The 22,467-nt window shown below is 69.6% G+C and carries 19 protein-coding genes and 1 pseudogene; 7 read left to right on the top strand and 13 right to left on the bottom strand.

The genetic code is table 11. The annotated features are described in order from the left end of the window. Positions 1–11 precede the first annotated feature (11 nt). From nuoK to htpX, 5 genes and pseudogenes are all read left to right on the top strand, one after another. Positions 12–275: pseudogene (gene nuoK / locus ACYVK3_RS07855) on the top strand (NADH-quinone oxidoreductase subunit NuoK); the annotation flags it as partial. 98 nt (positions 276–373) lie between these two features. After that, the gene (locus ACYVK3_RS07850) at positions 374–2,146 is read left to right on the top strand and encodes an NADH-quinone oxidoreductase subunit 5 family protein (protein ID WP_460496724.1); all 1,773 of its coding nucleotides are present in this window, start codon (positions 374–376) and stop codon (positions 2,144–2,146) included. Beyond that, the gene (locus ACYVK3_RS07845) at positions 2,137–3,546 is read left to right on the top strand and encodes a complex I subunit 4 family protein (RefSeq protein ID WP_460496723.1); all 1,410 of its coding nucleotides are present in this window, start codon (positions 2,137–2,139) and stop codon (positions 3,544–3,546) included. The genes ACYVK3_RS07850 and ACYVK3_RS07845 overlap by 10 nt, the downstream gene beginning before the upstream one ends. Next, positions 3,547–4,944: an NADH-quinone oxidoreductase subunit N gene (locus ACYVK3_RS07840; protein ID WP_460496722.1), complete on the top strand. Its 1,398-nt coding sequence runs from the start codon at positions 3,547–3,549 to the stop codon at positions 4,942–4,944. A 76-nt stretch (positions 4,945–5,020) separates the two neighbouring features. Beyond that, positions 5,021–5,878, top strand: coding sequence for a M48 family metallopeptidase (gene htpX, locus ACYVK3_RS07835; protein WP_460496721.1), 858 nt, complete (start codon positions 5,021–5,023; stop codon positions 5,876–5,878). 87 nt (positions 5,879–5,965) lie between these two features. Here the strand turns inward: htpX and ACYVK3_RS07830 are convergent, their stop codons facing one another. The 5 genes from ACYVK3_RS07830 to ACYVK3_RS07810 form a co-directional block, all read right to left on the bottom strand. Further along, on the bottom strand, positions 5,966–6,283 hold the full coding sequence (locus tag ACYVK3_RS07830) for a DUF2516 family protein (RefSeq protein ID WP_460496720.1): 318 nt from the start codon (positions 6,281–6,283) through the stop codon (positions 5,966–5,968). Between the two features lie 43 nt (positions 6,284–6,326). After that, complete coding sequence (locus ACYVK3_RS07825; protein ID WP_081687713.1) at positions 6,327–6,428, bottom strand: 30S ribosomal protein bS22; 102 nt, start codon at positions 6,426–6,428, stop codon at positions 6,327–6,329. 166 nt (positions 6,429–6,594) lie between these two features. Continuing rightward, positions 6,595–6,798 (bottom strand): helix-turn-helix domain-containing protein, encoded by a 204-nt coding sequence (locus tag ACYVK3_RS07820; protein ID WP_026932007.1) that lies wholly within the window; start codon positions 6,796–6,798, stop codon positions 6,595–6,597. A gap of 369 nt (positions 6,799–7,167) precedes the next feature. Then, positions 7,168–8,748, bottom strand: a complete 1,581-nt coding sequence (locus ACYVK3_RS07815) for a hypothetical protein (RefSeq protein WP_460496719.1) — start codon at positions 8,746–8,748, stop codon at positions 7,168–7,170. A 131-nt stretch (positions 8,749–8,879) separates the two neighbouring features. After that, positions 8,880–9,800: a proline dehydrogenase family protein gene (locus ACYVK3_RS07810; RefSeq protein WP_460496718.1), complete on the bottom strand. Its 921-nt coding sequence runs from the start codon at positions 9,798–9,800 to the stop codon at positions 8,880–8,882. A gap of 256 nt (positions 9,801–10,056) precedes the next feature. On the opposite strand from ACYVK3_RS07810, the gene ACYVK3_RS07805 reads away from it, so the two are divergent. Continuing rightward, positions 10,057–10,659 carry an acyltransferase gene (locus ACYVK3_RS07805; RefSeq protein ID WP_460496717.1) on the top strand — a complete coding sequence of 201 codons (603 nt, stop codon included), beginning with the start codon at positions 10,057–10,059 and terminating at the stop codon, positions 10,657–10,659. Here the strand turns inward: ACYVK3_RS07805 and ACYVK3_RS07800 are convergent. The 8 genes from ACYVK3_RS07800 to ACYVK3_RS07765 all read right to left on the bottom strand — a co-directional run bounded on the left by ACYVK3_RS07800 (position 10,656) and on the right by ACYVK3_RS07765 (position 21,485). After that, the gene (locus ACYVK3_RS07800) at positions 10,656–12,188 is read right to left on the bottom strand and encodes a glycosyltransferase family protein (protein ID WP_460496716.1); all 1,533 of its coding nucleotides are present in this window, start codon (positions 12,186–12,188) and stop codon (positions 10,656–10,658) included. The genes ACYVK3_RS07805 and ACYVK3_RS07800 overlap by 4 nt on opposite strands. Positions 12,189–12,242: 54 nt before the next feature. Further along, on the bottom strand, positions 12,243–13,898 hold the full coding sequence (locus ACYVK3_RS07795) for a glycosyltransferase family protein (RefSeq protein ID WP_460496715.1): 1,656 nt from the start codon (positions 13,896–13,898) through the stop codon (positions 12,243–12,245). A 41-nt stretch (positions 13,899–13,939) separates the two neighbouring features. Further along, a complete protein-coding gene (locus ACYVK3_RS07790) occupies positions 13,940–15,484 on the bottom strand; it encodes a glycosyltransferase family 4 protein (RefSeq protein WP_460496714.1) in 1,545 nt (514 codons plus the stop codon). Positions 15,485–15,503: 19 nt separating this feature from the next. After that, entirely contained in the window at positions 15,504–16,787 is a 1,284-nt protein-coding gene (locus ACYVK3_RS07785) for a nucleotide sugar dehydrogenase (RefSeq protein WP_460496713.1), read from the bottom strand. 8 nt (positions 16,788–16,795) lie between these two features. Next, the gene (locus ACYVK3_RS07780; RefSeq protein WP_460496712.1) at positions 16,796–18,391 is read right to left on the bottom strand and encodes a glycosyltransferase family 2 protein; all 1,596 of its coding nucleotides are present in this window, start codon (positions 18,389–18,391) and stop codon (positions 16,796–16,798) included. After that, positions 18,388–19,401 (bottom strand): Gfo/Idh/MocA family protein, encoded by a 1,014-nt coding sequence (locus tag ACYVK3_RS07775; protein WP_460496711.1) that lies wholly within the window; start codon positions 19,399–19,401, stop codon positions 18,388–18,390. Before ACYVK3_RS07775 ends, ACYVK3_RS07780 begins: the two co-directional genes overlap by 4 nt. After that, on the bottom strand, positions 19,398–20,489 hold the full coding sequence (locus tag ACYVK3_RS07770; protein WP_460496710.1) for a DegT/DnrJ/EryC1/StrS family aminotransferase: 1,092 nt from the start codon (positions 20,487–20,489) through the stop codon (positions 19,398–19,400). Before ACYVK3_RS07770 ends, ACYVK3_RS07775 begins: the two co-directional genes overlap by 4 nt. 195 nt (positions 20,490–20,684) lie before the next feature. Next, positions 20,685–21,485 (bottom strand): sugar phosphate isomerase/epimerase family protein, encoded by an 801-nt coding sequence (locus ACYVK3_RS07765; RefSeq protein WP_460496709.1) that lies wholly within the window; start codon positions 21,483–21,485, stop codon positions 20,685–20,687. A 95-nt stretch (positions 21,486–21,580) separates the two neighbouring features. Between ACYVK3_RS07765 and ACYVK3_RS07760 the strand changes: the two genes are divergently transcribed. Continuing rightward, the gene (locus tag ACYVK3_RS07760; RefSeq protein ID WP_460496708.1) at positions 21,581–22,390 is read left to right on the top strand and encodes a hypothetical protein; all 810 of its coding nucleotides are present in this window, start codon (positions 21,581–21,583) and stop codon (positions 22,388–22,390) included. Positions 22,391–22,467 lie beyond the last annotated feature (77 nt).

Genomic DNA, 22,467 nt, shown 5'->3' with positions numbered 1-22,467 from the left:
GATGAGGCCATGTGCCCCCGAACGACCGATCTCAACATCACCGTGGAGGCACCGTGCATCCACTGATCGGGTACCTCATCGCCTCGGGGCTGTTCGCGATCGGGCTCTACGGGGTCCTCACCAGACGGAACGCCGTCATGCAGCTCGCCGCCGCCGAACTCATGCTCGGCGGCGTCCATCTGGTCCTGGTGACGACCGATGTCGTCCAGAACGCCTACACCGGGCAGAGCTTCGCCCTGTTCATCGTCGTCATCGCGGCCGCTGAAGTCGGGGTCGGGCTCGCGCTCGTGCTGCACCTCTGGCGCGCCCGTGCCACGATCGACACCGACGACCTTCCCCACGAAGAGCGGGAAGAACAGGCGGGCCGTCACTTATGGACTTTTTCGCATGGGCGCTGGTCGCCCTGCCCGCCGCGGCCGGACTCGTCGGACTGGTCTTGCGACGCCGCGAGCACGCGGCCTGGCTGGGTGTCGCCGCCCCAGCGGGGGCGTTGGCCTGCGCCGTGGTCGCGGGATTCTCCAATCCCGTCACGGCGTTCACCTTGGCCGACTTCGGGTCGATCCGGGTCTCGGCCGCGCTCGATCTTTCGGCCAGCGCGGTCGCGGTGGCGATCGCGACCGCACTGGTCTCCATGCTGGTGCAGCTCTACTCGGTCGCCTATCTGCGGGACGATCCCCGGTACGTGCCGTTCGCCGCCCAGGTGAACCTGTTCTGCGCCGCGATGCTGCTGGTGGTCTGCGCCGACGACCTGGTGTTCCTGCTCATCGGCTGGGAGGTCATGGGCACCTGCTCGTACCTGCTCATCGCCCACTACGCGAAGCTGCCCGCCGCCCCGGGGGCCGCCGCGAAGGCGTTCCTGGTGACGCGGTTCGGCGACGTGGGGTTCGTCCTCGGCGTCATGGTCCTCGGCGCCTGGGCCGGGACGTTCCGCATCAGCGAGCTCGGCGAGGTCCCCTCCGGGGTCGCCGCCGCCTCGATGCTGTTGATCCTGTTCGGCTGCGTCGGCAAGTCGGCCCAGTTCCCGCTCCAGGTCTGGCTGCCTCCCGCGATGGCCGGCCCCACGCCGGTGAGCGCGCTCATCCACGCGGCCACCATGGTCGCCGCCGGGGCCTACGTGCTCACCCGGCTCCTCCCGGTCTGGCCGCCCGAGCTGCTGCTGGTCGTCGCGATCGTCGCGGCCGTCAGCATGGTCGGCGCGGGCCTGTGCGCCTTCGCCGCCACCGACGTCAAGGGCGTCTTGGCGTGGTCGACGATCAGCCAGGTCGGGTTCATGTTCGCCGCCGTCGCCGTCGCGGCCGCCGACACCGCCCTGTTCCATCTGCTCGCCCACGCCGCCTTCAAGGCCCTGCTGTTCCTCACCGCCGGCGTCGTGATTCACCTGGCGGCCACGGACGGCTCGCTGAAGACGACCCGGCTGCGCCCCGGGGTCTCACCGTTGACGTTCTGGTCCATGACGATCGGGCTCGCCGCGATGGTCGGCCTGCCGCCGCTCGGCGGCTTCTACAGCAAGGAGGCCGTGCTCGGCGCCGCCTACGAGGCCGCGACGCCCGCGAGCGTCGTCGTGTTCTGGGCCGGCGTCGTCGCCTCGATCATCACCGCGGCCTACTCGGCCAGGCTGTGGCTGCTGCTGTTCTGGCGCGGCGGGCCCGAGGAGCGGCACACCGTGCCGCGAGCCGAGGCGATCGGGCTCTGGACCCTCGCGATCGGGACCGCCGGTGTCGGCGCCCTGTACTTCACCGGGCCGCTGGACGTGCCCGACCTGCACCTCGACCTCATGGCGCTCGTGCTCATCGCCGCCGCCGGGGGTCTCTACCTCGTCGGCGACTCGTGGTGGCGGGACCGGGCACGCGACCCCGACCGGATGCTCGGAAGGGCGAAGGGCCTGTTCGCGAACGGCGTCTACGCCGACGCCTTCGCCACCGCCGCGGCCCGCTCCGCCGCGAAGGCCGCGACCGGGGCGGCCCGGCTGCTCGACGAGCGGCTGGTGGACCGGACCGTCGTCGAGGGCTCCGCCCGTGCGACGCTGGCCGCGGCACGCGGCACCGACCTCGGGCACCGGGGCGGACTCGTGCGGTATCTGCGACTGAGCGTGGCCGGGACGCTGGTCGTCGCGGTCGTGGCGATCGGGGTGCACCTGTGGGCGTGATCTTGGTGGCCTCCGTCGCGCTGCCCCTGCTCGGGGCGGCGCTGACGTGGTGGCTGCGGCGCGGCTCGATCGGCGTCGCGGCCTCGGCGCTGGCGCTCCTCGCGGTCGCCGTGCTGCCGATGGGACGCGGCGACGGCTGGTGGCACCAGGTCGCGCTCTCGTGGGCGCCGGCGATCCGGCTCGACTTCGCGCTGTCGGTCGACGGCATCTCGTGGCCCCTGGCGCTGCTGACGGCGCTGCTGGGACTCCTGTGCTGCGTCCACAATGCCCGCGGCCCCTCGACGCTCACGGCGCTGCTGCTGGCCGTCCAGGGCGCCTCCACGGCGGTGTTCCTGGCGGACAACCTGGTGCTGTTCTTCATCGCCTTCGAGGCGGTCCTGCTGCCGATGTGGGCGATCGTCTACCGCTACGGCATCGACTCCTCCCGCCGGCACGCGGCCAATAAGTTCGCGCTGTTCACCGTCGCCGGCTCCCTGGTCATGGCGACGGGCCTGTTCGCGGCGATCGCCGACGCCGGGACGGCCGACCTCGGGGACATCATCGCGGCCGGGGGCGTGAGCCGCCAGGTGTCGCTGCTGGTGTTCGTGCTGCTCGCCGTCGGGTTCGCCGTCAAGGCGCCCCTGTGGCCGGTGCACACGTGGCTGCCCGACGCCCACACCGCCGCGCCCACCGTCGGCTCGGTGCTGCTCGCGGGCGTCCTGCTCAAGCTCGGCACCTACGGCCTCATCCGCGTGGCGGGCGGCATCGCGCCCGACGGCGCCGCCGAGGCCGCCCCGGTGCTGGGCGTCCTCGCCGCGGTCGGGATCGTCGTGGCGAGTCTGGTGTGTCTGGCGCAGGGCGAGATCAAGCGGCTCATCGCCTACTCCTCGGTGGGCCACATGGGCTTCGTGGTGCTCGCGTTCGCCACCGGCACCGAGGCCGGCATCAGGGCCGCACTGTTCGCGAACCTCGCGCACGGGCTCATCACCCCGCTCCTGTTCTTCCTCGCCGGGGCGCTCAAGGACCGCACCCACACCGGGCGTCTCGCCGAGCTCGGCGGCCTCAGGCTCGCCGCTCCGGCGCTCGCGGGCCTGCTCGGCTTCGCCTCGCTCGCGTCGCTGGGCCTGCCGGGACTGGCCGGTTTCTGGGGCGAGGCGTTCACCGTCTACGCCGCGGCCGACCGCGGCGGCGGGTGGACGGCGCTCGCCGTCGTCGCCGCGATCGGCGCGTTCCTCACCGCCGCCTACCTGCTTCGGATGCTCAAACACGTCAGCCACGGCGCCGTCGCACCGGCCGTCGAGGGCATCGGCGGGGTCTCCACCGGCGAGGCCGCTCTCTGGGCGCCCCTGATCGCGGCGACGCTCGCGCTCGGCCTGGCTCCGGGGCCGCTGCTGGACCTGTTCGCGACGGGAGTGCTGTAAATGGTGGCGCAGACGATCGACCACGCCGCGCTGCTGCCGCTGTACCTGGCGGCGGCCACCGCCGCCGCGGCCCTGTTCGCGGGAAGGTTCGCGAAGGCCGCCGTCATGGCCGGGCTCGCCGCCTCCGGCGTCGCGGCCGTCTGGCTCGGATTCGGGCCGACGCGCGCGACCTTCGCCGTCGGCGAGTGGCACTCCTTCGTGGCCGACGACGCCGCCATGGGCGTCGCCGCGCTCTTCGCGGGCCTGACGGTCCTCGTCGCGGCCATCAGCGGCAGCAGGGAGCCCGAGTTCTTCTTCCTGCTGGCCGTCTCGGCCGCCGGCGGCATCACGCTGGCCTCCAGCCGCGACCTCGTCACACTCATCGTGGCGCTCGAGACGCTCACCGTGCCGCTGTACCTGCTCGTCGCCAAGCCCGGCCGCGAAGGCGCCGAGGCTGGCGTGACGTTCCTCATCGCCTCGATCACCTCATCGGCGACGGCGCTCATGGGCTCGGCGCTGCTGTACGCCGCGGGCGGATCCGTCCACTTCGGCGGACTCGCCGCCGGACTCGACGGCGCGCACGCCGGACTGGTGGCCGCGGGCGTCGCCCTCACACTCGGCGGCCTGGCGTTCAAGCTCGCCGCCGCACCGCTCCACGCCTGGGCACCGCTCGTTCTCGAACGCGCACCGCTGCCCATCGCGACCTACCTCGCCAGCGCCTCCAAGCTCGGCGGCGGGATCGCCGTCGTCTGGGTCGTCTACTTCGCCCTGGCGCCGAGCGCGGGCCTGGCCGCCGGGATCGTCCTGGCCGTGATCGCGGTCGCCTCGATCGCCGTCGGCAATGTCGCGGCGCTCGTGCAGCGCCGCACCGTCGGCCTTCTGGCGTGGTCCGGGATCGCCCACGCCGGATACCTGCTCGCACCGCTGGGGGCGCTCAGCGCCGCGGCCGGGCGCGAGGACGCGCGGGCCGCCGCCTCGGCGGCGCTCGCGTACGCGGTGTTCTTCGTGCTGCTGGAGGCCGGGGCGTTCGCCTCGCTGGCGGCCGTCCGCGAGAGCGATGGCGGCGCGATCGCCGACCTCGGGGGGCTTTGGCGCACGGCGCCCGGGCCCGCGACGGTGCTGCTCATCGCCGTGGTGGGCCTGGCCGGTCTGCCGCCGACGCTGGCCGGGACGTTCGCGAAGGTCGCCGTCCTCGAATGGCTCGCGACCGCGTCGGTCTGGCTCGCGATCGTCGTCGCCGCCGGGGCCGTCGTAGGCTTGGGCTATTACCTGCCGCTGGCACGCACGATCGTGCTGGGGCGCGGCGCGGCGGTCGCCAAGGTGCGTTTCGGGATCGCCGTGATCGCCGTCGGCGCGGTGCTCGTAGCGGTGAGCCTGGCACCGCGGCTAGTGCTGGACTTCACCGTGCTTTCTCAGTGACTTCCCAGCTCACAGCGGAATACTGGTATCCGTAAGGGCGTTGTGTCTCTCTGTTAGAGGGGGAACGGAACACACCATGAGAAATCGCAACGGGCTCAAGACCGCCGTTCTGCTCGGCGCGATGAGCGGCCTGGTGATCGCGATCGGCTACCTCATCGGAGGCACGACCGGTCTGGTCATCGCCGGGGTCATCGCCGTGGGCATGAACGCTTACGCCTACTTCAACTCCGACAAGATCGCGCTGCGTTCGATGCGGGCTCAGCCCGTCAGCGAGGCGCAGGCGCCGCAGCTGTACGCCATGGTACGGGAGCTGGCGCAGCGGGCCGGGCAGCCGATCCCGCGGCTCTACGTCGCGCCGACGATGCAGCCCAACGCGTTCGCCACCGGCCGCAATCCCGAGCACGCGGCCGTGGCGGTCACTGAGGGCATCGTCCGGATCCTCACGCCCGCCGAGCTGCGGGCTGTGATCGGGCACGAGCTGTCGCACGTCTACAACCGCGACATCCTCATCTCCTCGGTCGCCGGGGCGCTGGCGAGCATGATCACGGTCCTGGTGAACCTCGCCTGGTTCATCCCGTTCGGCAATGACGAGGACGGACCGAACCCGATCGCGCTGCTGCTCATGATGGTGCTCGCGCCGCTGTCGGCGGGTCTGATCCAGATGGCCGTCAGCCGCTCACGCGAGTACGAGGCCGACGCCTCGGGCGCCCGGTTGACCGGGGACCCGCTGGCACTGGCGAGCGCGCTTCAGAAGATCTCGGCCGGTGTCGACCGGATGCCGGCGCGCGCGAACAGCCCGATCGCCGGCGAGGCGCACCTGATGATCGAGTCGCCGCTGCGCGGTGGCGGCCTGTCGAGCCTGTTCTCGACGCACCCGCCGACGGAGCAGCGCGTGGCTCGCCTGCGCGAGATGGCGCGGGGCATCGTCCGCTAGGCGGCGCTCCAGGACACGACGAGCAGCTGTGCCCTAGTGTCACGCGGTGTCACACGGTACGGGCACAGCTGCGAAGTCTTTGCGGCGCTAGTAGATGCTGCCGCCTATGTCCTTGATGCCGGTGCGCACGTCCAAGAGATAGACGAGCGCGGCGCACAGGGCGATGAGGCTGAACAGGAAGAAGCCCCCGAAGCCGCCGAAGATGAGCGACAGGCCGAAGCTGATGACCAGCAGGCCGAGCCAGGTGCCCTTCGTCAGTGTGCCGATGGCGTTGAACGCCTCGGGTTTCTGCACGGCGCAATGGACTGACGCGATGAGGGACAGCAGCGCGGCTCCGTAGCCGAGGACCGTCCAGACCCAGAAGCGGACCTCGAACGCGAATGCGGCGGCTTCGAATTCTGGCATGGCTCCAGCCTACCCGCAGAAGATCATGAGCCGGTCGGCTCGGTTACTTGCCGAGCTTGCGACGCTGCACGCGGGTCTTGCGCAGCAGCTTGCGGTGCTTCTTCTTCGCCATGCGCTTGCGTCGCTTCTTGATGACCGAGCCCATTTAGCTTCCTCACAGTTATCGCTAGACGTACCTTTGAGCCCAACAAGCCTAGCTCGCGCCTTGAGCGGGGGCCGAGCGGGGAGTGAGCGACGGAAGGCCCCGTCACAGCGGATCGCGCTGGCGGGGCCCCTGCACCGTCGAATCTGGTCCGTTTCGAGCGGTGTGGTCAGTCTTCGGTTTGGAGAGCCTCGGAGAGGTAGGTCTTCACGGCACTTTCGGGGACGCGGAACGAGCGCCCCACCCGCACGGCCGCGATCTCACCGTTGTGGACGAGCCTGTACACGGTCATCTTCGAGACGCGCATCAGGTCGGCCACTTCCGTCACCGTCAAAAACTTGACCTCGTCGAGGAGGTCCCCGGGTTCGCTCATGGTCTCACCGTTCTGTTGAGGGCTGTTGCGAGGACTCGGCTAACTTACGGCTCGCAAGCTTCACCGTGGGTGGGGTTCTGTGATGTGTTAGAGGTGCGGTGGACGCGAATGCCCATATGAACCGAAACAAGTCGGTCGTCACTGTCCGTGACGTTGATGTCTTTCGATCGGGATGTTGCTCATGTTACGACAGTCCGGCTCATTGGGCAACAGGCGGTCTAGGCTGATCTGGGCAATGAAGTCCGTGATCTCCTCGCTCGGCTCCTTTCGGAACCGAGACCCCTGTGGCACCGGGCCGTTTCTGTGCGTTACCTCGACTTCCATCACGCGCGAGCGGTGGGCCCGGTTCCATACCGGGCCCACCGGATTTCACACGGTCGTCGCGATGAAGTCGGTCATCTCCCCCATGAGCTCGGCATAGGACTTGCCGAAGATGTCCTCGGAGGTCGCGGTGGCCGAGCCGCCCTGGCGAGCGGTCGCGTCGAACCACTCGGCGAACGCGTCCTGACCGTAGGTGTCGATCATGTAGTGCACGGCGAGGAAGCCGCAGCCGTACTTGCCCGAGCCGGCGAGGGTGTCGTCGTCCTCCTCCGGCGGCACGATCTCGCCGGCGCAGCCGCCTTCGGACACGTAGTCCTCGACGTCCCACATCCGGTCGTAGTCCTCGAGGGGCCGGTCGCCGTGGTCGATGTACTCGGCGATGCCCTCGACCATCCACCAGGTGTCGTTGGAGTACCGCTCGGAGGGCGCGGCCCACAGGGTCACGGCGTGGCCGAGTTCGTGGCGGATGACCGAGGTGAGGTCGTAGCCCCAGCCGGTGCGGTCGACGTTCATGACCGTCGCATAGGTGGACGCCTGCCGTTCGCCGTCGACGGTGCCGTTGAGCGGCAGCGCGAAGCCGAGCACGTCGTCGGTCTCGAACATGCCGCCGTACCAGACATCGAACTCCTCGTTGCCGGCGATGTAGACGACGTAGCGGTCCGGGGTCTCCCACAGCGCCCACTCGTCGGCGTTCTTCGCGGCCTCCTCGGAGATCTGCAGGGCCTCGTCGAGCTGGTCGGACATGTGGGTCGGGGCGGCGACGACGGTGCGGTCGCCGACGGCGGCGACCAGCTCGTCGGTCTCCCACGGATGCGGCCCGTCGTGGCCCTCGGAGGACTCGGTCTCGACCATGACCATGCCGTCGTCGCTCGCCCGCCAGAAGGTGCGGAAGACGACGTCGGCCGGGGAGCACGTGTCGGCGGGCTCCACGAAGCAGTGGGTGACCGCGACCCCGATCTCGTACAGCGGCACCGCGCCGGAGGCGTCTTCGAGCGGCCCGGAGGTGACCCGGTAGTCGAAGCGGCTGACCTGCATCGCGCGGAGTGTCTCGTAGCGGGCGGTCATCTCGCCGTGCAGTGTCGGGTCGTATGCGGCGAGCCAGCCTTCGAGACTGCCGTCGACGAGCGACTGCCCGTGGGCGTCCAGCACGAGCTGCGCCTGCTCCTTGAGGTAGGCGAGGACCTCGTGGTTCGGGGCGTCCGGACCGGGGCTGGGGAGGCTGCCCTCGCCGGGGGCGACGGGCGCGGCCTCGATCGTGCCGGACTCGGCGCCCGGCATCGGGGGGCGCCAGCCGTTGACCAGCGCTCCGGCAAAGACCGAGGAGGCCACGAGCGCGAGGACCACCAGCACGGTCCCCACACGCGAGCGCTTCGGTTCGGGGCGCGGATAGTAGTAGCCCGGGGGGACTTGGTAGATCGGCGGCGGCGCCGCCGGCGCGGCCATCTCGACCGGAGGCCGCGGCACCTCGACCGGGTGGGGCGTCACGGTCGTCTCCGCGGCCGGCCGCTGCGAGGGGAGGTGCGGCATCGGCGACACGGGCGTCGGGTGCGGGCCGTCGCTCGGTCCGGCCTCGCCGCCGCCTGGGCGCGGGGGCGGCTCCGGGGTGAAGTCCTCGGGGGCTTGAGTCACCCTCGCAACTTTAGTCTCTGACCGCTAGTCGCGTGATCCGCGAACCGTGCACGGTGACGCCCGCGGACCCATCGCGCGCTCGGGCGGCGGTGCAGTGCGGCCGCCGCCCGTGCCCACATCGAATCGCCGCCCTAGGATTTGCTCCACAGTGACCGAACGAACACCGCGACGTTCGCGGGGCGCTCGGCCATCCGGCGCATCAGGTAGCCGTACCACTGGTTGCCGTAGGGCACGTACACGCGCACCCGGTGGCCTTCGGCGGCCAGGCGCAGCTGCTCGGTGGGGCGGATGCCGAACAGCATCTGGAACTCGAAGGAGTCCGGTTCACGGTCGAACCAGCGGGCGCGGTCGATGGCGATCTCGATCAGACGCGGGTCGTGCGTGGCGAGCATCGGGTAGCCCTCGCCGGCCATGAGCGCGTTCACGCACCGCACATAGGACCGGTCGACGTCGAGCTTGCGCTGGTAGGCGACCGACTCGGGCTCCTTGTAGGCGCCCTTGCACAGGCGGATGCGCGAGCCGGCGGTCGCCAGGGACTTGCAGTCGTCCTCGGTGCGCCGCAGGTAGGCCTGGAGGACCGCGCCGGTGTCGGGGAACTCCTCGCGCAGGCGCGCGACGATCTCCAGCGTGGAGTCGGTGACCGTGTGGTCCTCCATGTCGATGGTGACCGTGGTGCCGGCGTCGGCCGCGGCTGCGCAGATCTCGCGGGCGAGTTTGTAGGACAGCTCGGCGTCGATGCGCTGGCCGACCGCCGAGAGCTTGACGCTGACTTCGGCGGTCTTGGACAGGCCCTCGCTCTTGAGCGCGGCGAGCAGATGCAGATACTCGTCTCGGGTGGCGTGCGCCTGCTCGGCGACGACGGTGTCCTCACCGAGGTAGTCGAGCGTGGCGAGCAGCCCGTCGGCTGCCAGGGTTCGGGCGGTGGCGACCGCGTCGGCGGTGGTCTCGCCCGCCACGTATCGGCGGACGAGCGATCGGGAGACCGGCGCGGTACCTACGAGGCGCTCGATCTTCCTTGAACGAGCGGCGGCGAGTATGACAGAACGCAGCATGTCTGCAGCGTATCCTTCCACCGTTCGAGAACAGGTAACGGTGGCATAACACGTCAAAGGCAGCATTGGAAAGGAAGGAGATGTCACTATTTCCGGCGTGTTTTAGCAGGTTCAATCGTCTATCATCCTCGATTGATTCGGCCTGCTCGATATGAAGCGCGCCAGTCCGGGCCGCGCCGCGCCATCCGATAACCTCAAGGCCCCGGGCCCGCGAGGCTCGGCCGAACCAGCCCGAATCGATGAGCTGAGGCAGCCGATGCAGTACAGGATCCAACCTTCCGCACAGGTCGACCCGTCCGCCGAACTCGGTGACGGCACCAGCGTCTGGGAACTCGCCCAGATCAGGGAGGACGCCGTCCTCGGCGAGCACTGCATCGTCGGACGCGGCGCCTACGTCGGCACCGGCGTGCGCATCGGCGCCCACGTCAAACTCCAGAACTACGCTTTGGTCTACGAGCCGGCGACCCTCGCCGACGGCGTGTTCGTCGGCCCGGCGGCCGTACTCACCAACGACCACAACCCGAGGGCCATCACCGTCGACGGTCGCCGCAAGGGCGCCGCCGACTGGGAGGCCGTCGGCGTCACCGTCGAGACGGGCGCCTCGCTCGGGGCCCGTTCCGTGTGCGTAGCCCCGGTCCGCATCGGTCGATGGGCGATGGTCGCCGCGGGCGCCGTGGTCACCAAGGACGTCCCCGACTACGCGCTCGTCATGGGCGTCCCGGCCCGCCGGACCGGCTGGGTCGGCCACTCCGGCGCTCGGCTCGAAGGCGATCCCGCTCAAGACGGCGTGTGGGTGTGTCCGGAGACCAAGGAACGCTTCCGGGAGACCGGCGGGGTCCTCCATCCGATCGAAGGCTAACGCTTCAGCACCCGTGTGTAGACGCCGTCCAGGAGCGCGGCCTGGGACTCCCACGTCCACTCATGGAGCGGGACGGCCTCGCTGTAAGCCTTTCGGTACCGTTCGATGTCTCCGAGAACCCGCTTGACCGCGCGCGCGAAGTCGTCGCCGTCCTGGGCGCGAAAGACCTCGCCCTGACCAGTCTCGCGGACCTTCGCCGCCATCGTCTTCACGTCCGAGACGACGATCGGCAGCCGGGCGTGCGAGTACTCGAAGAACTTCGTGATGAGGGCGATCTCGTGATTGAGCCAGTGATGTATCGGGATGACCCCGATGTCGGCCGCTGACAGGAACGGCACGATCTGCCAGTGCGGCACGTACGGCAGGATGTGGATGCGGTCGGTCACGCCCAGCTCCTCGGCGCGCTCGCCGAGAGCCTTCACGTCCGACCACTCCGGTTTGGACACGATGAAGGCCGCATGGACGCCGTCGAGGGACGGCAGCGCCTCCACCATCGTCATCAGGCCGCGCCGGGCCATCGGCGCGCCGCTGTAGACCATGAGCGGCACATCGGCGCCGACCCCGCACAGCGCGCGCAGGTCCGGGACCGGCATGTCCTCCTCGGGCCGCTCGGCCAGGTCGGGGACGTTCATCACCACTGCGGGCCGCTCGGTGAGCTTGTGGCGCTCGATGAGCATGTCCGCCAGCGTCTCCGAAACGGTCACGACCGCGTCGGCATAGCGGGCGTATTCGTTTTCGTGGGCGATCTGCGCCGGTTTCCACGCCGGGTGGTCCACCCACGATTTGATTCCCGGCAAGTACTCGTGGACGTCCCACACCAGCTTCACCTCGCGTCCGGTGGCGCGCGCCCGGATCACGGCCCGGGCGCCGACCCCGAGCATCTGGAAGTCGTTGGCGTGGATGAGGTCCGGCTGCAGTTCGTCGATGACGCGGCCGAAGGCGAGTTCGAGGTCCCACAGGTTCGGGTCGAGTCGCCGCCAGGCGCGATGACCCATGACGGTCTGCCAGAACCGGATGAAGAAGCGGTCGACCGGCGCGGTCATGGCCTTGCGTCGCTGACGGAGTCGCTCGGTGCGGGCACGGCGGATCCGCGCCCACCTCCCGGCGGCCTTCACTGCGACGCGCCTGGGCAGCAGAGCGGCCTTGCGGAGGAATGTCACGGCGGCGCTCTGACTCCGTTCGTCGATCGCCTGGCGGGCCTTGATGAGTCCGATCTCGGCTCGCCACGCCTGCAGCTGGCGCTCGCGGTACGCCTCGAAGGGCCCGTACGGGTAGGCGATCGGGTCTCGGAGCCAATGGGTGCGCAGTTCGTGGCGGCGGCGGCCGAGCCCCTTGCGGACGCGGAGGAGTCGCACCTCGGCGTCGCCGAGATGCCAGGAATGGGGCTCACCGTCCGGGGAACGTCCGATCAGAACGACCTTCCAGCCGGCCTCTGCGGCGGACTGCGCCTCCTTCTGGACGCGCGAGTCACCGGCGACGCCATTCTGCACCAGCATGACCACCGTGCCGCGGTACTGCCCTGAACCCATGTCGGAATGGCCTCTCCTTCTCCGTGCGGCCTCCGCCGAATCAACGAACTGACGCTACTCGAACTCGGTGAACTGGCAGAGAATTCCTGTCCATGAACGCGTTAACCCGAGGAAGTTCTGCAGCCTCGCCGCACTCCATCGACCATCATGGACCATTCTGGCGAATTGGAGTGATGCGGACGCGATCCGACGAGTCCCCGTGGGATCGTCGATCATCGATTCCAGGCGTTCCGCGAGTGTATCGGGCTCAATGCCGACGACCGGCGGTGCCACACCCATCCGTTCGATGTTGGAAGGGTGCATGTAGGCCATGACGGGTTTGCCCGCGGCCATCGCTTCGCAGGCGAAGGCGCTGTAAGTGCCGATGCCGATCTGCTCGACGACAATGTCGGCGTCGTGGACGAATCGACGCATCTGGTCACTGGGCACACCTTCGACCAGTCGGAACTCGATCACGCCGCGGCGGTGGAGCCGCTCGAGCACGGGGACGATATAGGCCGAACCCTTCGTCCAACGTTTCGAGGGGGCGTGGACGACCACCGGGCGGCGCCGCTCCATGACCGGGCGGTCGCAATACCAGTAGTCCACGTCCACCGTGAGCGGCAGCCACTGCGCGCCGGGCAGCTCGTCCAGCAGATCGGGAGTCGTCACGAACAACGGCAGTCCGGCGTCCTCGGCGACGGCGCGGTTCCGTGCCGATTTGCGCCGCAGTAGCGGCGCGACGTCGTCGGGGACATGGCGGTACAGCGAGAATTCGTATTTGTCGAGATGGCGGCCGGCGTCGCGTATCTCGCTGCCGTGGGCGAGCAGCGCGATCCGGAGGCCGTCGCGGCGCAGATAGGGCAGGTCGGCACCGGCGTCGGTGCCGTGTTCGAACCCAAGGAAGGCGCGGAAGCCGTCGACAATGAGGTGCGTGTAGCGACTCGCGCGCTCGCTCTGCCGGCGCTGCACATGTCGCTGCTTCTGACTCGGTGGATCGATGCAGACGTCAGCCGGGTAGCCGCAGACTCCGCCGGTGGCGGTCATGAGTACCTCGGCCGACACGTCGCGCCTGGTCCGGCTGAGCGCACGGGCGAGCTGGGCGAGCTGGCCCGCCGAGTTCGCCGTGCCCATGCCCAGGCGAATGGGCCGCGAGCCCAGGCTGGGCCATCTGGTGGCCTGGCCAAGCCGGTAGTCGGCCGACACCGCCGCGAAATCGCGCCTCGAACCGAGCACCGCGCGGGCCGCCGCGGCGAGCGAGGCACCGTCATCGGGCAGATAGGTCTCACCGAGGCCGTACTCGCTCAGCAACTTCCTCGTCGCGACACCGTCGGGGGCGATGACCGGAAGGCCGGCTTCCAGGTAGGTGAAGACCTCCAGCGGCACCGGCAGGGCGTACGCCTCGTCCGGGTGCGCGACCACGCCGAGATCCGCCGAGGCGACGAAGCCGCGGAGGTCGTCGCCGACTCGGACAGTGTGAACTCGTCGAGCGACACCGGCACGACGCGCCTCCTCGCGGATTCGCTGCGCGCCGCCCTCGACGGAGCAGACGACCACCGCCGCCGCGTCGAGTTCACGAAGTCCGTCCAGCAGTGCCGTCAGCTCGTCGGCACGCCCTTGCGCCAGAGCGGCCAGCAGCGGTGTCTCGGAGGGCACACCGCAGCGCGGGGGTGCGGTCACCGGCCACTGCTCACCGGCGACCGAGCGGCCGTCGCAACCGAAGTAGCCCATGTACACCTCAGGCGTGATCGGGGTTCAAACGGTGATCATAGTCAGTTCTCCCCATAAAGCAGACGGCGGTACACGCCATGCAGCCGCTCGGCCTGGGCACGCCAAGTCCACTCGTCGAGCAGGCCGCCCTCGTAGACGGAGCGGTAGGCCTTGGGGTCAGCCAGGATCGCCTTGACGGCGCGCGCCAGGTCCTCGGGATCCTCGGCTCGGCACACTTCGCCCTGCCCGGTCGCTCGGACCATCCCGCCCATGGTCTTGACGTCGGTGACCACGATCGGCAGCCGTGCGTGGGAATACTCGAAGAACTTCGTGATCAGCGCGATCTCGTGGTTCAGGTAGTGATGCAGCGGGATCACCCCGACGTCCGCACTCGACAGGAACGGCACCACCTGCCAGTACGGAACATAGGGCACCAGGTGGAGCCGGTCAGCGACGCCCAGCTCCCGGGCCTGCGCGAGCAGCTCCTGCGGGAACCTGGACTCGGACTTGCCCACCACGAGCGCGCAATGCACCCCGTCGAGGTGGGGTAGCGCGCTGACCATGTCGACCAGCCCGCGCTGCGGGGCTGCAGCGCCGCTGTAGACCATAAGCGGCACCTCGGGCGACAGGCCGCAGCTCTCCCGCAGACTGGGCACATTCTCGCCGTCTACTTGCGCACCGTCGACATCGGGGACGTTCATCACGACGGTCGGGAGCTCGGCGAGCCCGTGCCGCTCCCGAAGGAGTTCGGCGACCGATTCGGAGACCGTGGTCACCGCATCGGCGTAGGGAGCGTACTCGAACTCGTGAGCGACCTGAGCCGGATGCCAGCGGGGATGCGGGACCCAGGGTTTCATCCCGGGCAGATATTCGTGGGCATCCCAGACGAGTTTGACGTTCCGGCCTCGGGCTCGCTGCCGCATCACCGCCCGCGCCCCTACCCCCAGCATCTGGAAGTCGTTGGCGTGGATCAGATCCGGCTCCAGCTCGTCGATGACGCGGCCGAAGGCGATCTCGAACTCCCACAGGCTCGGGTCGAAACGGCGCCAGACGCGGTGGCCCATCGTCCGCGCCCAGAAGCCGTTGGTGAACCGGTCGAGGACCGAGACCATCTCGCTGCGGCCTTCCCGGAGCCTGTCGGTTTGGCGAAGCCGCAAGCGGATCCACTTGCCGGCGATCTTGACCGCGACTCGCCTCGGCAGAAGAGCGAGCTTGCGGGCGGCGCGGATCAGGGCATGCTGTTCGCGGCCCTCGATGGTCTGACGAACCTTGATCTCACCGATCGAGGCGTGCCAGGCACGGCGCTGACGGTCGCGTTGGTTCCTGCGCGGCCCGGGCGGATACGCCAACGGGGCGCGCAGCCATCCGCGACGGACCTCGTAAGAGTGGCGCGCGACCTTCACGGGCAGCAACCGCACCAGTGCTCGGCCGAGATCCCATTGTTCTTCGCTGCGGCGGCGGGAACGCCCGAGCAGGACCACATCCCATCCCGCGGCCGCTGCCGATTCGGCCTGTTTCTGGACCCGGGAGTCGCCGATGACTCCGTTCTGGACCAGCATCACGATGCGTTCGTTCCGCTTCGCGATCGGCTGCTGCCCTTGTGTCATTGTTCGCCGTTCCGTTCGCTCAGTTGCCGATGACGATGTGGCGGCGCCCGGCCCACGCGGCGGGGTCGGTGACGCGGCGGCCGTCGAGGAGGACGGTGGCCTCGGGCAGGTCGGCCGGGCTCAGAGTGCGGTATTCGGAGTGGTCGGCCTGGACGATCGCGGCCGTGACGGTCTCGCCGCGGTGGGCGGGCAGGCCTTCCGCCTCGAGCTCGGCGACGGTGTACATCGGGTCGGCCACGAACGGGGTCGCGCCCTTCTCGCGCAGCGACTCCACGAGCGGGAACACCCCCGAGAACGCGGTCTCCTTGACCCCGCCGCGGTAGGCCGCGCCGAGCACGAGGACGTTCGCGCCGTCCAGGTCGCCGTAGGCGGCGGCGAGCAGGTCGACCGCGTACGCCGGCATGGCCGCGTTCGCCTCTCGGGCGGAGCGGACCACGGTCGCTTCGGGGTCGTTCCACAGGTACATCTGCGGGTAGATCGGGATGCAGTGCCCGCCGACGGCGATGCCGGGCCGGTGGATGTGGGAGTACGGCTGAGAGTTGCACGCCTCGATGACCTTCTGGACGTCCAGGCCTTGTGCGTCGGCGAAGCGCGCGAACTGGTTGGCCAGGCCGATGTTGACGTCCCGGTAGGTCGTCTCGGCGAGCTTGGCCATCTCGGCGGCCTCGGCCGAGCCGAGGTCCCACACGCCGTTGGGCCGCGGCAGGTCCCCACGGTCGTCGAAGTCGAGGACCGCTTCGTAGAACGCGACCCCGGCGGCGGTGGAGGCCTCGTCGATACCGCCGACGAGTTTCGGGTAGCGGGCCAGGTCGGCGAAGACCCGCCCGGTCAGGACCCGTTCGGGGCTGAACACGAGCTGGAAGTCGGCCCCGGCGCTCAGGCCCGAGCCGTGCTCGAGCATCGGCGCCCACCGCTCGCGCGTGGTGCCGACCGGCAGGGTCGTCTCGTAGGAGACCAGGGTGCCGGGGCGCAGGCCGGCGGCGACCGCTTCGGTGGCGTTGTCCATCCAGCCGAAGTCGGGGACGCCAGCGGCGTCGACGAACAAGGGCACGACGATGACGACCGCTTCGGACTCGGCCACGGCGGCGGCGGTGTCGGTGGTGGCCCTCAAGCGACCGTCGGCGACGGCCTCCTTCATGCGCCGTTCGAGGTCGTGCTCGCCGGGGAACGGCTCGACCCCGGCGTTGACCGACTCGACGACCCGCTCGTTCACATCGGCGCCGATGACCTCATGGCCCTTGGAGGCGAACTGGACCGCCAACGGCAGCCCGATCTTCCCCAACGCGACAACACAGACTCTCATTGTTGGATTCACTTCCTGCCGATAGAAATTCCGAGGCGCGCGAGTCCGCGCCGGGTCGCCTTCTCATCCACACGGATGGCCAGGGCCCGCTTCTGGCCCCATTCGACGGAGAGGCCGCGGGGGTTGCCTTGGCGCTGGACGTTGTCGTGCGGGGATTTGAGCGGCAGATCGTAGACGAAGTCGCCCAAGGCGATGTAGCCGCGCAGCGACCATCGGCCCGGGGCCTTCGAGGTCAGCGCCTCGCAGGGGATGCGGGCCGTCACCACCGTCTCGTCGCCGTCGGCTTCGCATTCGATGTCGGCGGCGATCTGCGGCCCGGCGTCCTCGTCGACCGTTCGGGCGGTGCGCTTACGGGGGTTCTTGCCTTCCTTGAGGCGGACCAGGCCGACCTTGACCGCTTCGGGGTCGATCCCTTCGACGGGGAGGCTGAAGGAATACTCCAGAGCGTATTCGGCGCGTTTGACGCCGGTCCACACGAAGTAGCGGGGTCGGACGCCGCGGGCGAAACGGACGGTGACCTTGTCGCCCAGCAGCTCGAAGGTCTCGTCGTCGAGTCCGGCCGCCTCGTCCCGGAAGCCGGTGTAGCGGGCGAAGGCGCGGCCCGCCTCGACGGTGAACGGCACCGGCTCGACGAACTCGATGGCCTCGATCAGGCGCGAGATGTCGCGGCGCTGGGCGTGGGCGAGGCGGACGCGCTTCTGGACGGGGAGGCGGCGGCGCATCTCGTCGGTGAGGTGGGCGTCGGCCAGAGCGGCGACGCCGTCGCAGATCTCGCGCCGTCCGGCGTCGTCGAGCGCGACGAAGCCCTCTTGAAGGAGGATCCACTGCTCGTAGGCGAAGGTGCGGTACAGGAGCGCGTCGCGTTCCGGGCCCGGCGAATACAGGCGGCAGATCGTGTCGACGATGCGCCTGGTGGCGAACAGCCGCTCGCTCAACTTGGAGCTGTAGGTGACGTTGGCGGCGTTCTCGCGCTCGACGGTGTAGTAGTACTCGTAGTCGGTGAGATTGGAGACCTTGCGCGCGTGCGCCATCGCCTCGATGGTGAACGGCACGTCGCTGTAGACCGAGACGTCCTCGTGGAAGCGCAGGTTCAGGCGTTCGACCAGGTCGCGGCGGAACAGTTTCGTGTTCGACAGGGCCCACACCAGTTTGGACAGCGGGAACGGCACGTCGGTGCCGGGCTGCTCGAACGCCGTCTGCGGGGCGCGGCGGCCGCCGACGCCCACCATGAGGCCCATGACCACGTCCGAGGAGTGCTCATCGGCGCAGTTCACCATGCGTTCGAGGGTTTCGGGGCCGAGGTAGTCGTCGGAGCCGAGGAAGAACAGGTAGCGGCCCGTGGCCAGTTCGAGCGCGGCGTTGCTGGGGTTGGCGGGGCCGCCGGAATTGGCCTGGTGGACGACCTTGATCGTACCCGGGTGGGCCTTGGCGAAGCGGTCGAGTTCGGCGCCGCCGGTGTCGGTGGAACCGTCGTCGACGGCGATGAGCTCGATGCGGTCGGTTCCGAGTGTCTGCTCCAGCACCGATTCGACGCACCGGGTCACGTACGGCATCGTGTTGTAGACCGCGGTGATAACGGTGACGTCGGGCACGCGGGTGCTCATGCACGCACTCCGGCGCCGTCGAAGACGACCGTCTCTCCGATCTCGGCCGAGCGCAGCATCGACTCGGAGATCTCGACGGTGGCGCGGCCCTGATCGAGGTCGACGATGTCGCTGTCGAGGCCGAGCACCGCGTCGCGGAAGTGCTCGTGCTCGACCTGGAGGGGTTCGCGCTTGCGGATCGCGTAGCGGACCATGTCTCCTTCGGACACGCCGCGGAAGGCGCGCAGCGCCTCCCACTCGGTGTCCTCGACGCCGTTGGCGTAGAAGGTCAGGTCGGCGGTGAGGGTGTCAGCGATGAAACAGCCGCGGTCGCCGGTGACGACGGCGGTGCGCTCCTTGAAGGGGCTCAGCCAGTTCACCGAGTGGTTCACGATCGTGCCGTCGGTGAGGTCCCCGACCGCCGCCAGCATGTCCTCGTGGCTGCGGCCCGAGCGCGAGACGGTGCGCGCGGTGATCGAGCGATACGACTGGCCGGTAACCCAGCAGGTCAGGTCGATGTCGTGAGTGGCGAGGTCCTTGACCACGCCGACGTCGGCGATGCGGTGCGGGAAGGGGCCTTGGCGTCTGGTGACGATCTGGAGGATCTCGCCGAGCTCGCCCGCTTCGAGGCGGGCGCGGAGGTTCATGACAGCCGGGTTGTACCGCTCGATGTGACCGACCCCGGCGACGAGGCCACGGGAGCCGAACGCCTCCGCGAGGCGCCGGGCGGCCCCGGCGGTGTGCGCGAGCGGCTTCTCGATGAGTGCCGCGACGCCGGCCTCGGCCAGCATGAGCCCGACCCGCTCGTGTTCGGCGGTGGGGCATGCGATGACGGCGTAGTCGAGGCCGAGCTCGATGAGCTGCTCGACGGTTTCGACCAAGGGGACGTCGGCCGGGACGGCCTGCTTGTCGGCGACCGGGTCGGCGACGCCGACGAGGTCGACGCCGTCGAGTCCGTAGAGGACTCGGGCGTGGTTGCGGCCCATCGCGCCCATGCCGATCAGGCCGGCGCGCAGCTGCGGTGCGTTCACGATGCGGACTCCAGGGAGTTGACCGCGTCGGCGACGCGGTCGAGTTCGAGAGCGGTCAGGGAAGGGTGTACGGGGATCGAGAGGACTTCGGCGGCGGCCCGGTCGGTCTGGGGCAGCTCCGCTCCCGAATCGGCGTAGGGCACGAGCCGGTGGATCGGGGTCGGGTAGTACACGGCGGAGCCGACACCCGCCTCCTTGAGCCGCTCCTGGGCGTGGTCGCGCTCGGGAAGGCGCAGCGTGTACTGGTGGTAGACGTGGCGGAGGCCGGGTGCGACCGGCGGCGTGACCGCGGCGGTGATCGCGGCGTCGAGCCGGGCGGCGTTGGCCCGGCGCTGCTCGGTCCATTCGGTCAGGCGGCCGAGCTGGACGCGGCCGATCGCGGCGGCGACGTCCGTCATGCGCATGTTGGCGCCGACGATCTCGTTGGCGTATCGCTGCTCCATGCCCTGGTTGCGCAGGAGTCGCAGCGTGCGGGCGACCTCGGCGTCGTCCGTGCTGATCATGCCGCCTTCGAGGGCGTGCATGTTCTTGGTGGGGTAGAAGCTGAAGGTGCCGACGGCGCCGAAGGAGCCGACACGCTTGCCGTCGATCTCGGCGCCGTGGGCCTGGCAGGCGTCCTCGACGACGGCGAGGGAGTGCCGCTCGGCCAGAGGCATCAGGCGTCGCATGTCGGCGGGGTGCCCGTAGAGGTGGACGGGCATGACGGCGGCGGTGCGCGGGCCGACGAGGGCGGCGACGGCGTCGGGGTCGATGCAGAAGCTGCCCGGTTCGATGTCGGCGAAGACCGGTTCGGCACCGACGAGGCGGACCGCGTTCGCCGAGGCCGCGAAGGAGAACGAGGGGACGATCACTTCGTCACCCGGCCCGATGCCGAGCGCCATGAGCGCCAGTTGGAGCGCCGAGGTCCCGGAGTTCACGGCCACGCAGTGGGCGGTGTCGGCGACCTTGCCGAACTCGTCCTCGAACGCGGCGACCTCCGGCCCCTGGACGACCATGCCGCTGCGCAGGACCCGGGTGGCCGCTTCGATCTCCGCTTCTCCGATGTGCGGCCTGGCCGGGGGAATGAACTCCCGTTGTTCGTCTGACATCCGTCCCCCTGGGAGGTGGTTGTGTTCCGCATCGTTGCGCCGTCGATATTACAGACGCACCCGGAGGTGGACTTACGGAGAACACCGGAGAAAGTAATGGAGACGACCAGCACTGACGCGAGGGTCGCGCCGATGGGAGTCGACAATGGTATTTGTCGGCTGTTGGGGCGGATGCCTGATATGGAGCGGGGCGATTCAGGCACGGAGGCCCGAGTCGAGCCCCTCGCGGGCGAACTTCAGCGACTCGGCGAGGTCCGCGGCGCGGCGGGTGCGGTTGCCCGACTTGCGGGTCGAGACCTCGACGGTGATCGAGCCGTCCCAGCCGGTGGCGGCGAGCTTGCCGAGGATCTCGGCGCACGGCTGCGTGCCGCGCCCGGGGACCATGTGCGCGTCGCTGCCCGGGGCGGTGCCGTCGCACAGGTGAATGTGCCGCAGGCCGTCGCCCATGCGCTCGGCCATCTGGATGGCGTCGGCGCCGGAGGCGGCGCAATGGGACAGGTCGAGGGTGTAGGCGTCGTAGCCGTGGAGCGTCGGGTCCCAGTGCGGGCTGTAGGGCACGAGCTTGCGCCGGCCGAGCTTGAGCGGGAACATGTTCTCGACCGCGATCGTGATGTCCGGGTATCGGGCCTTGAGGCTCTCGAGCACTGTGGAGAACTTGCGGGCGTAGTCGCGCTGCCAGGAGAACGGCGGGTGAATGACCACAGTGGGCGAGCCGAGGTACTCGGCGGCCTGCACGGAGCGGCGCAACCGCGTCCACGGGTCGGCGCTCCACACGCGCTGGGTCACCAGCAGGCACGGGGCGTGGACGGCGCCGATCTTGACGCCGTAGTGCCGCGAGAGGCTGGCGGCGGCCGACGGGTCCTGCGAGATCCGGTCGGTGAAGACCATGAGCTCGACGCCGTCGTAACCGAGTTCGGCTGCAAGCTCGAAGCCCACCGCGGTGGGCTCCGGATACACGGACGTGGTCGACAGAAGGACCGGGACGGACTGGGTCACACCACCCAGGGTACGCCGAGCGAAAAATTCGGTTCGCGGCCTTCGCCGTCGCGAACGTCCGGGCCGGATCCAGGGGGCCCGGGTACCGTGGACGGATGACCGATGAGGTGGGACCGAACTTCGACCGCGAATGGGTCGAGTTCTTCGATCCCGACGATCCCGAGACGCTCGTCCGGGCCGATCTCACGTGGCTGCTGTCGCGATGGGGCTGCATCTTCGGTAAGGCGCCGGAGGCCGGCGGCTGCCCGGGCATCGAACACGACAAGCCGGCCGACGGGTGCTGCCTGCACGGGGCGTTCTACACCGACGCCGCCGACGTCAAACGCACCCGGCAGGCGGCCGCGAAGCTCACTCCGGAGACGTGGCAGCTGCACCGGCGCTGGAAGGACACCATCGTCGACGACACCCTGGAGAACGACGAGGGCGTGGAGGAGCCGGCCAAGAAGACCGCGGTGGTCGACGGCGCGTGCGTCTTCCACAATCGCGCCGGTTTCCCGACCGGTTCCGGTTGCGCGCTGCATCAGCAGGCCATGCGCGACGGGGTCCATCCGATGGAGTACAAGCCCGAGGTGTGCTGGCAGCTTCCGGTGAAGCGCGACTTCAAGACCGAGCACCGGGCGGACGGTACGGCCGTGGAGGTCACGCTCATCACCGAGTTCGACCGGGCGTCGTGGGGTCCGGGCGGCCACGACTTCGACTGGTGGTGCACCGGCTCGCCGCTGGCGCACACCGCCGCCGAGCCCGTGTATCGCTCCTACGGGACGGAGCTGACCGAGTTGCTGGGCAAGGCCGCGTACGACCGGCTGCGGGAGCTGTGCGCCGCACGCGAAGAGCGCGGTCAGGTCGCGCCGCATCCCGCGACCGTGCGGGCCGCCGAACGCCTTGAGGCGCCCCGCCGGCGCTGAGCCTCCCACTCGGGACCCACCAGTACCGGAGCGCTCACCTTCCGTAGATAACGCTTGCCCGTTTTGGCGTGCCTTGC

It is taken from the genome of Glycomyces tarimensis (assembly GCF_054776215.1).
Note: the sequence above shows the minus strand (reverse complement) of the source record. Positions and strands in the feature narration are given on the sequence as shown.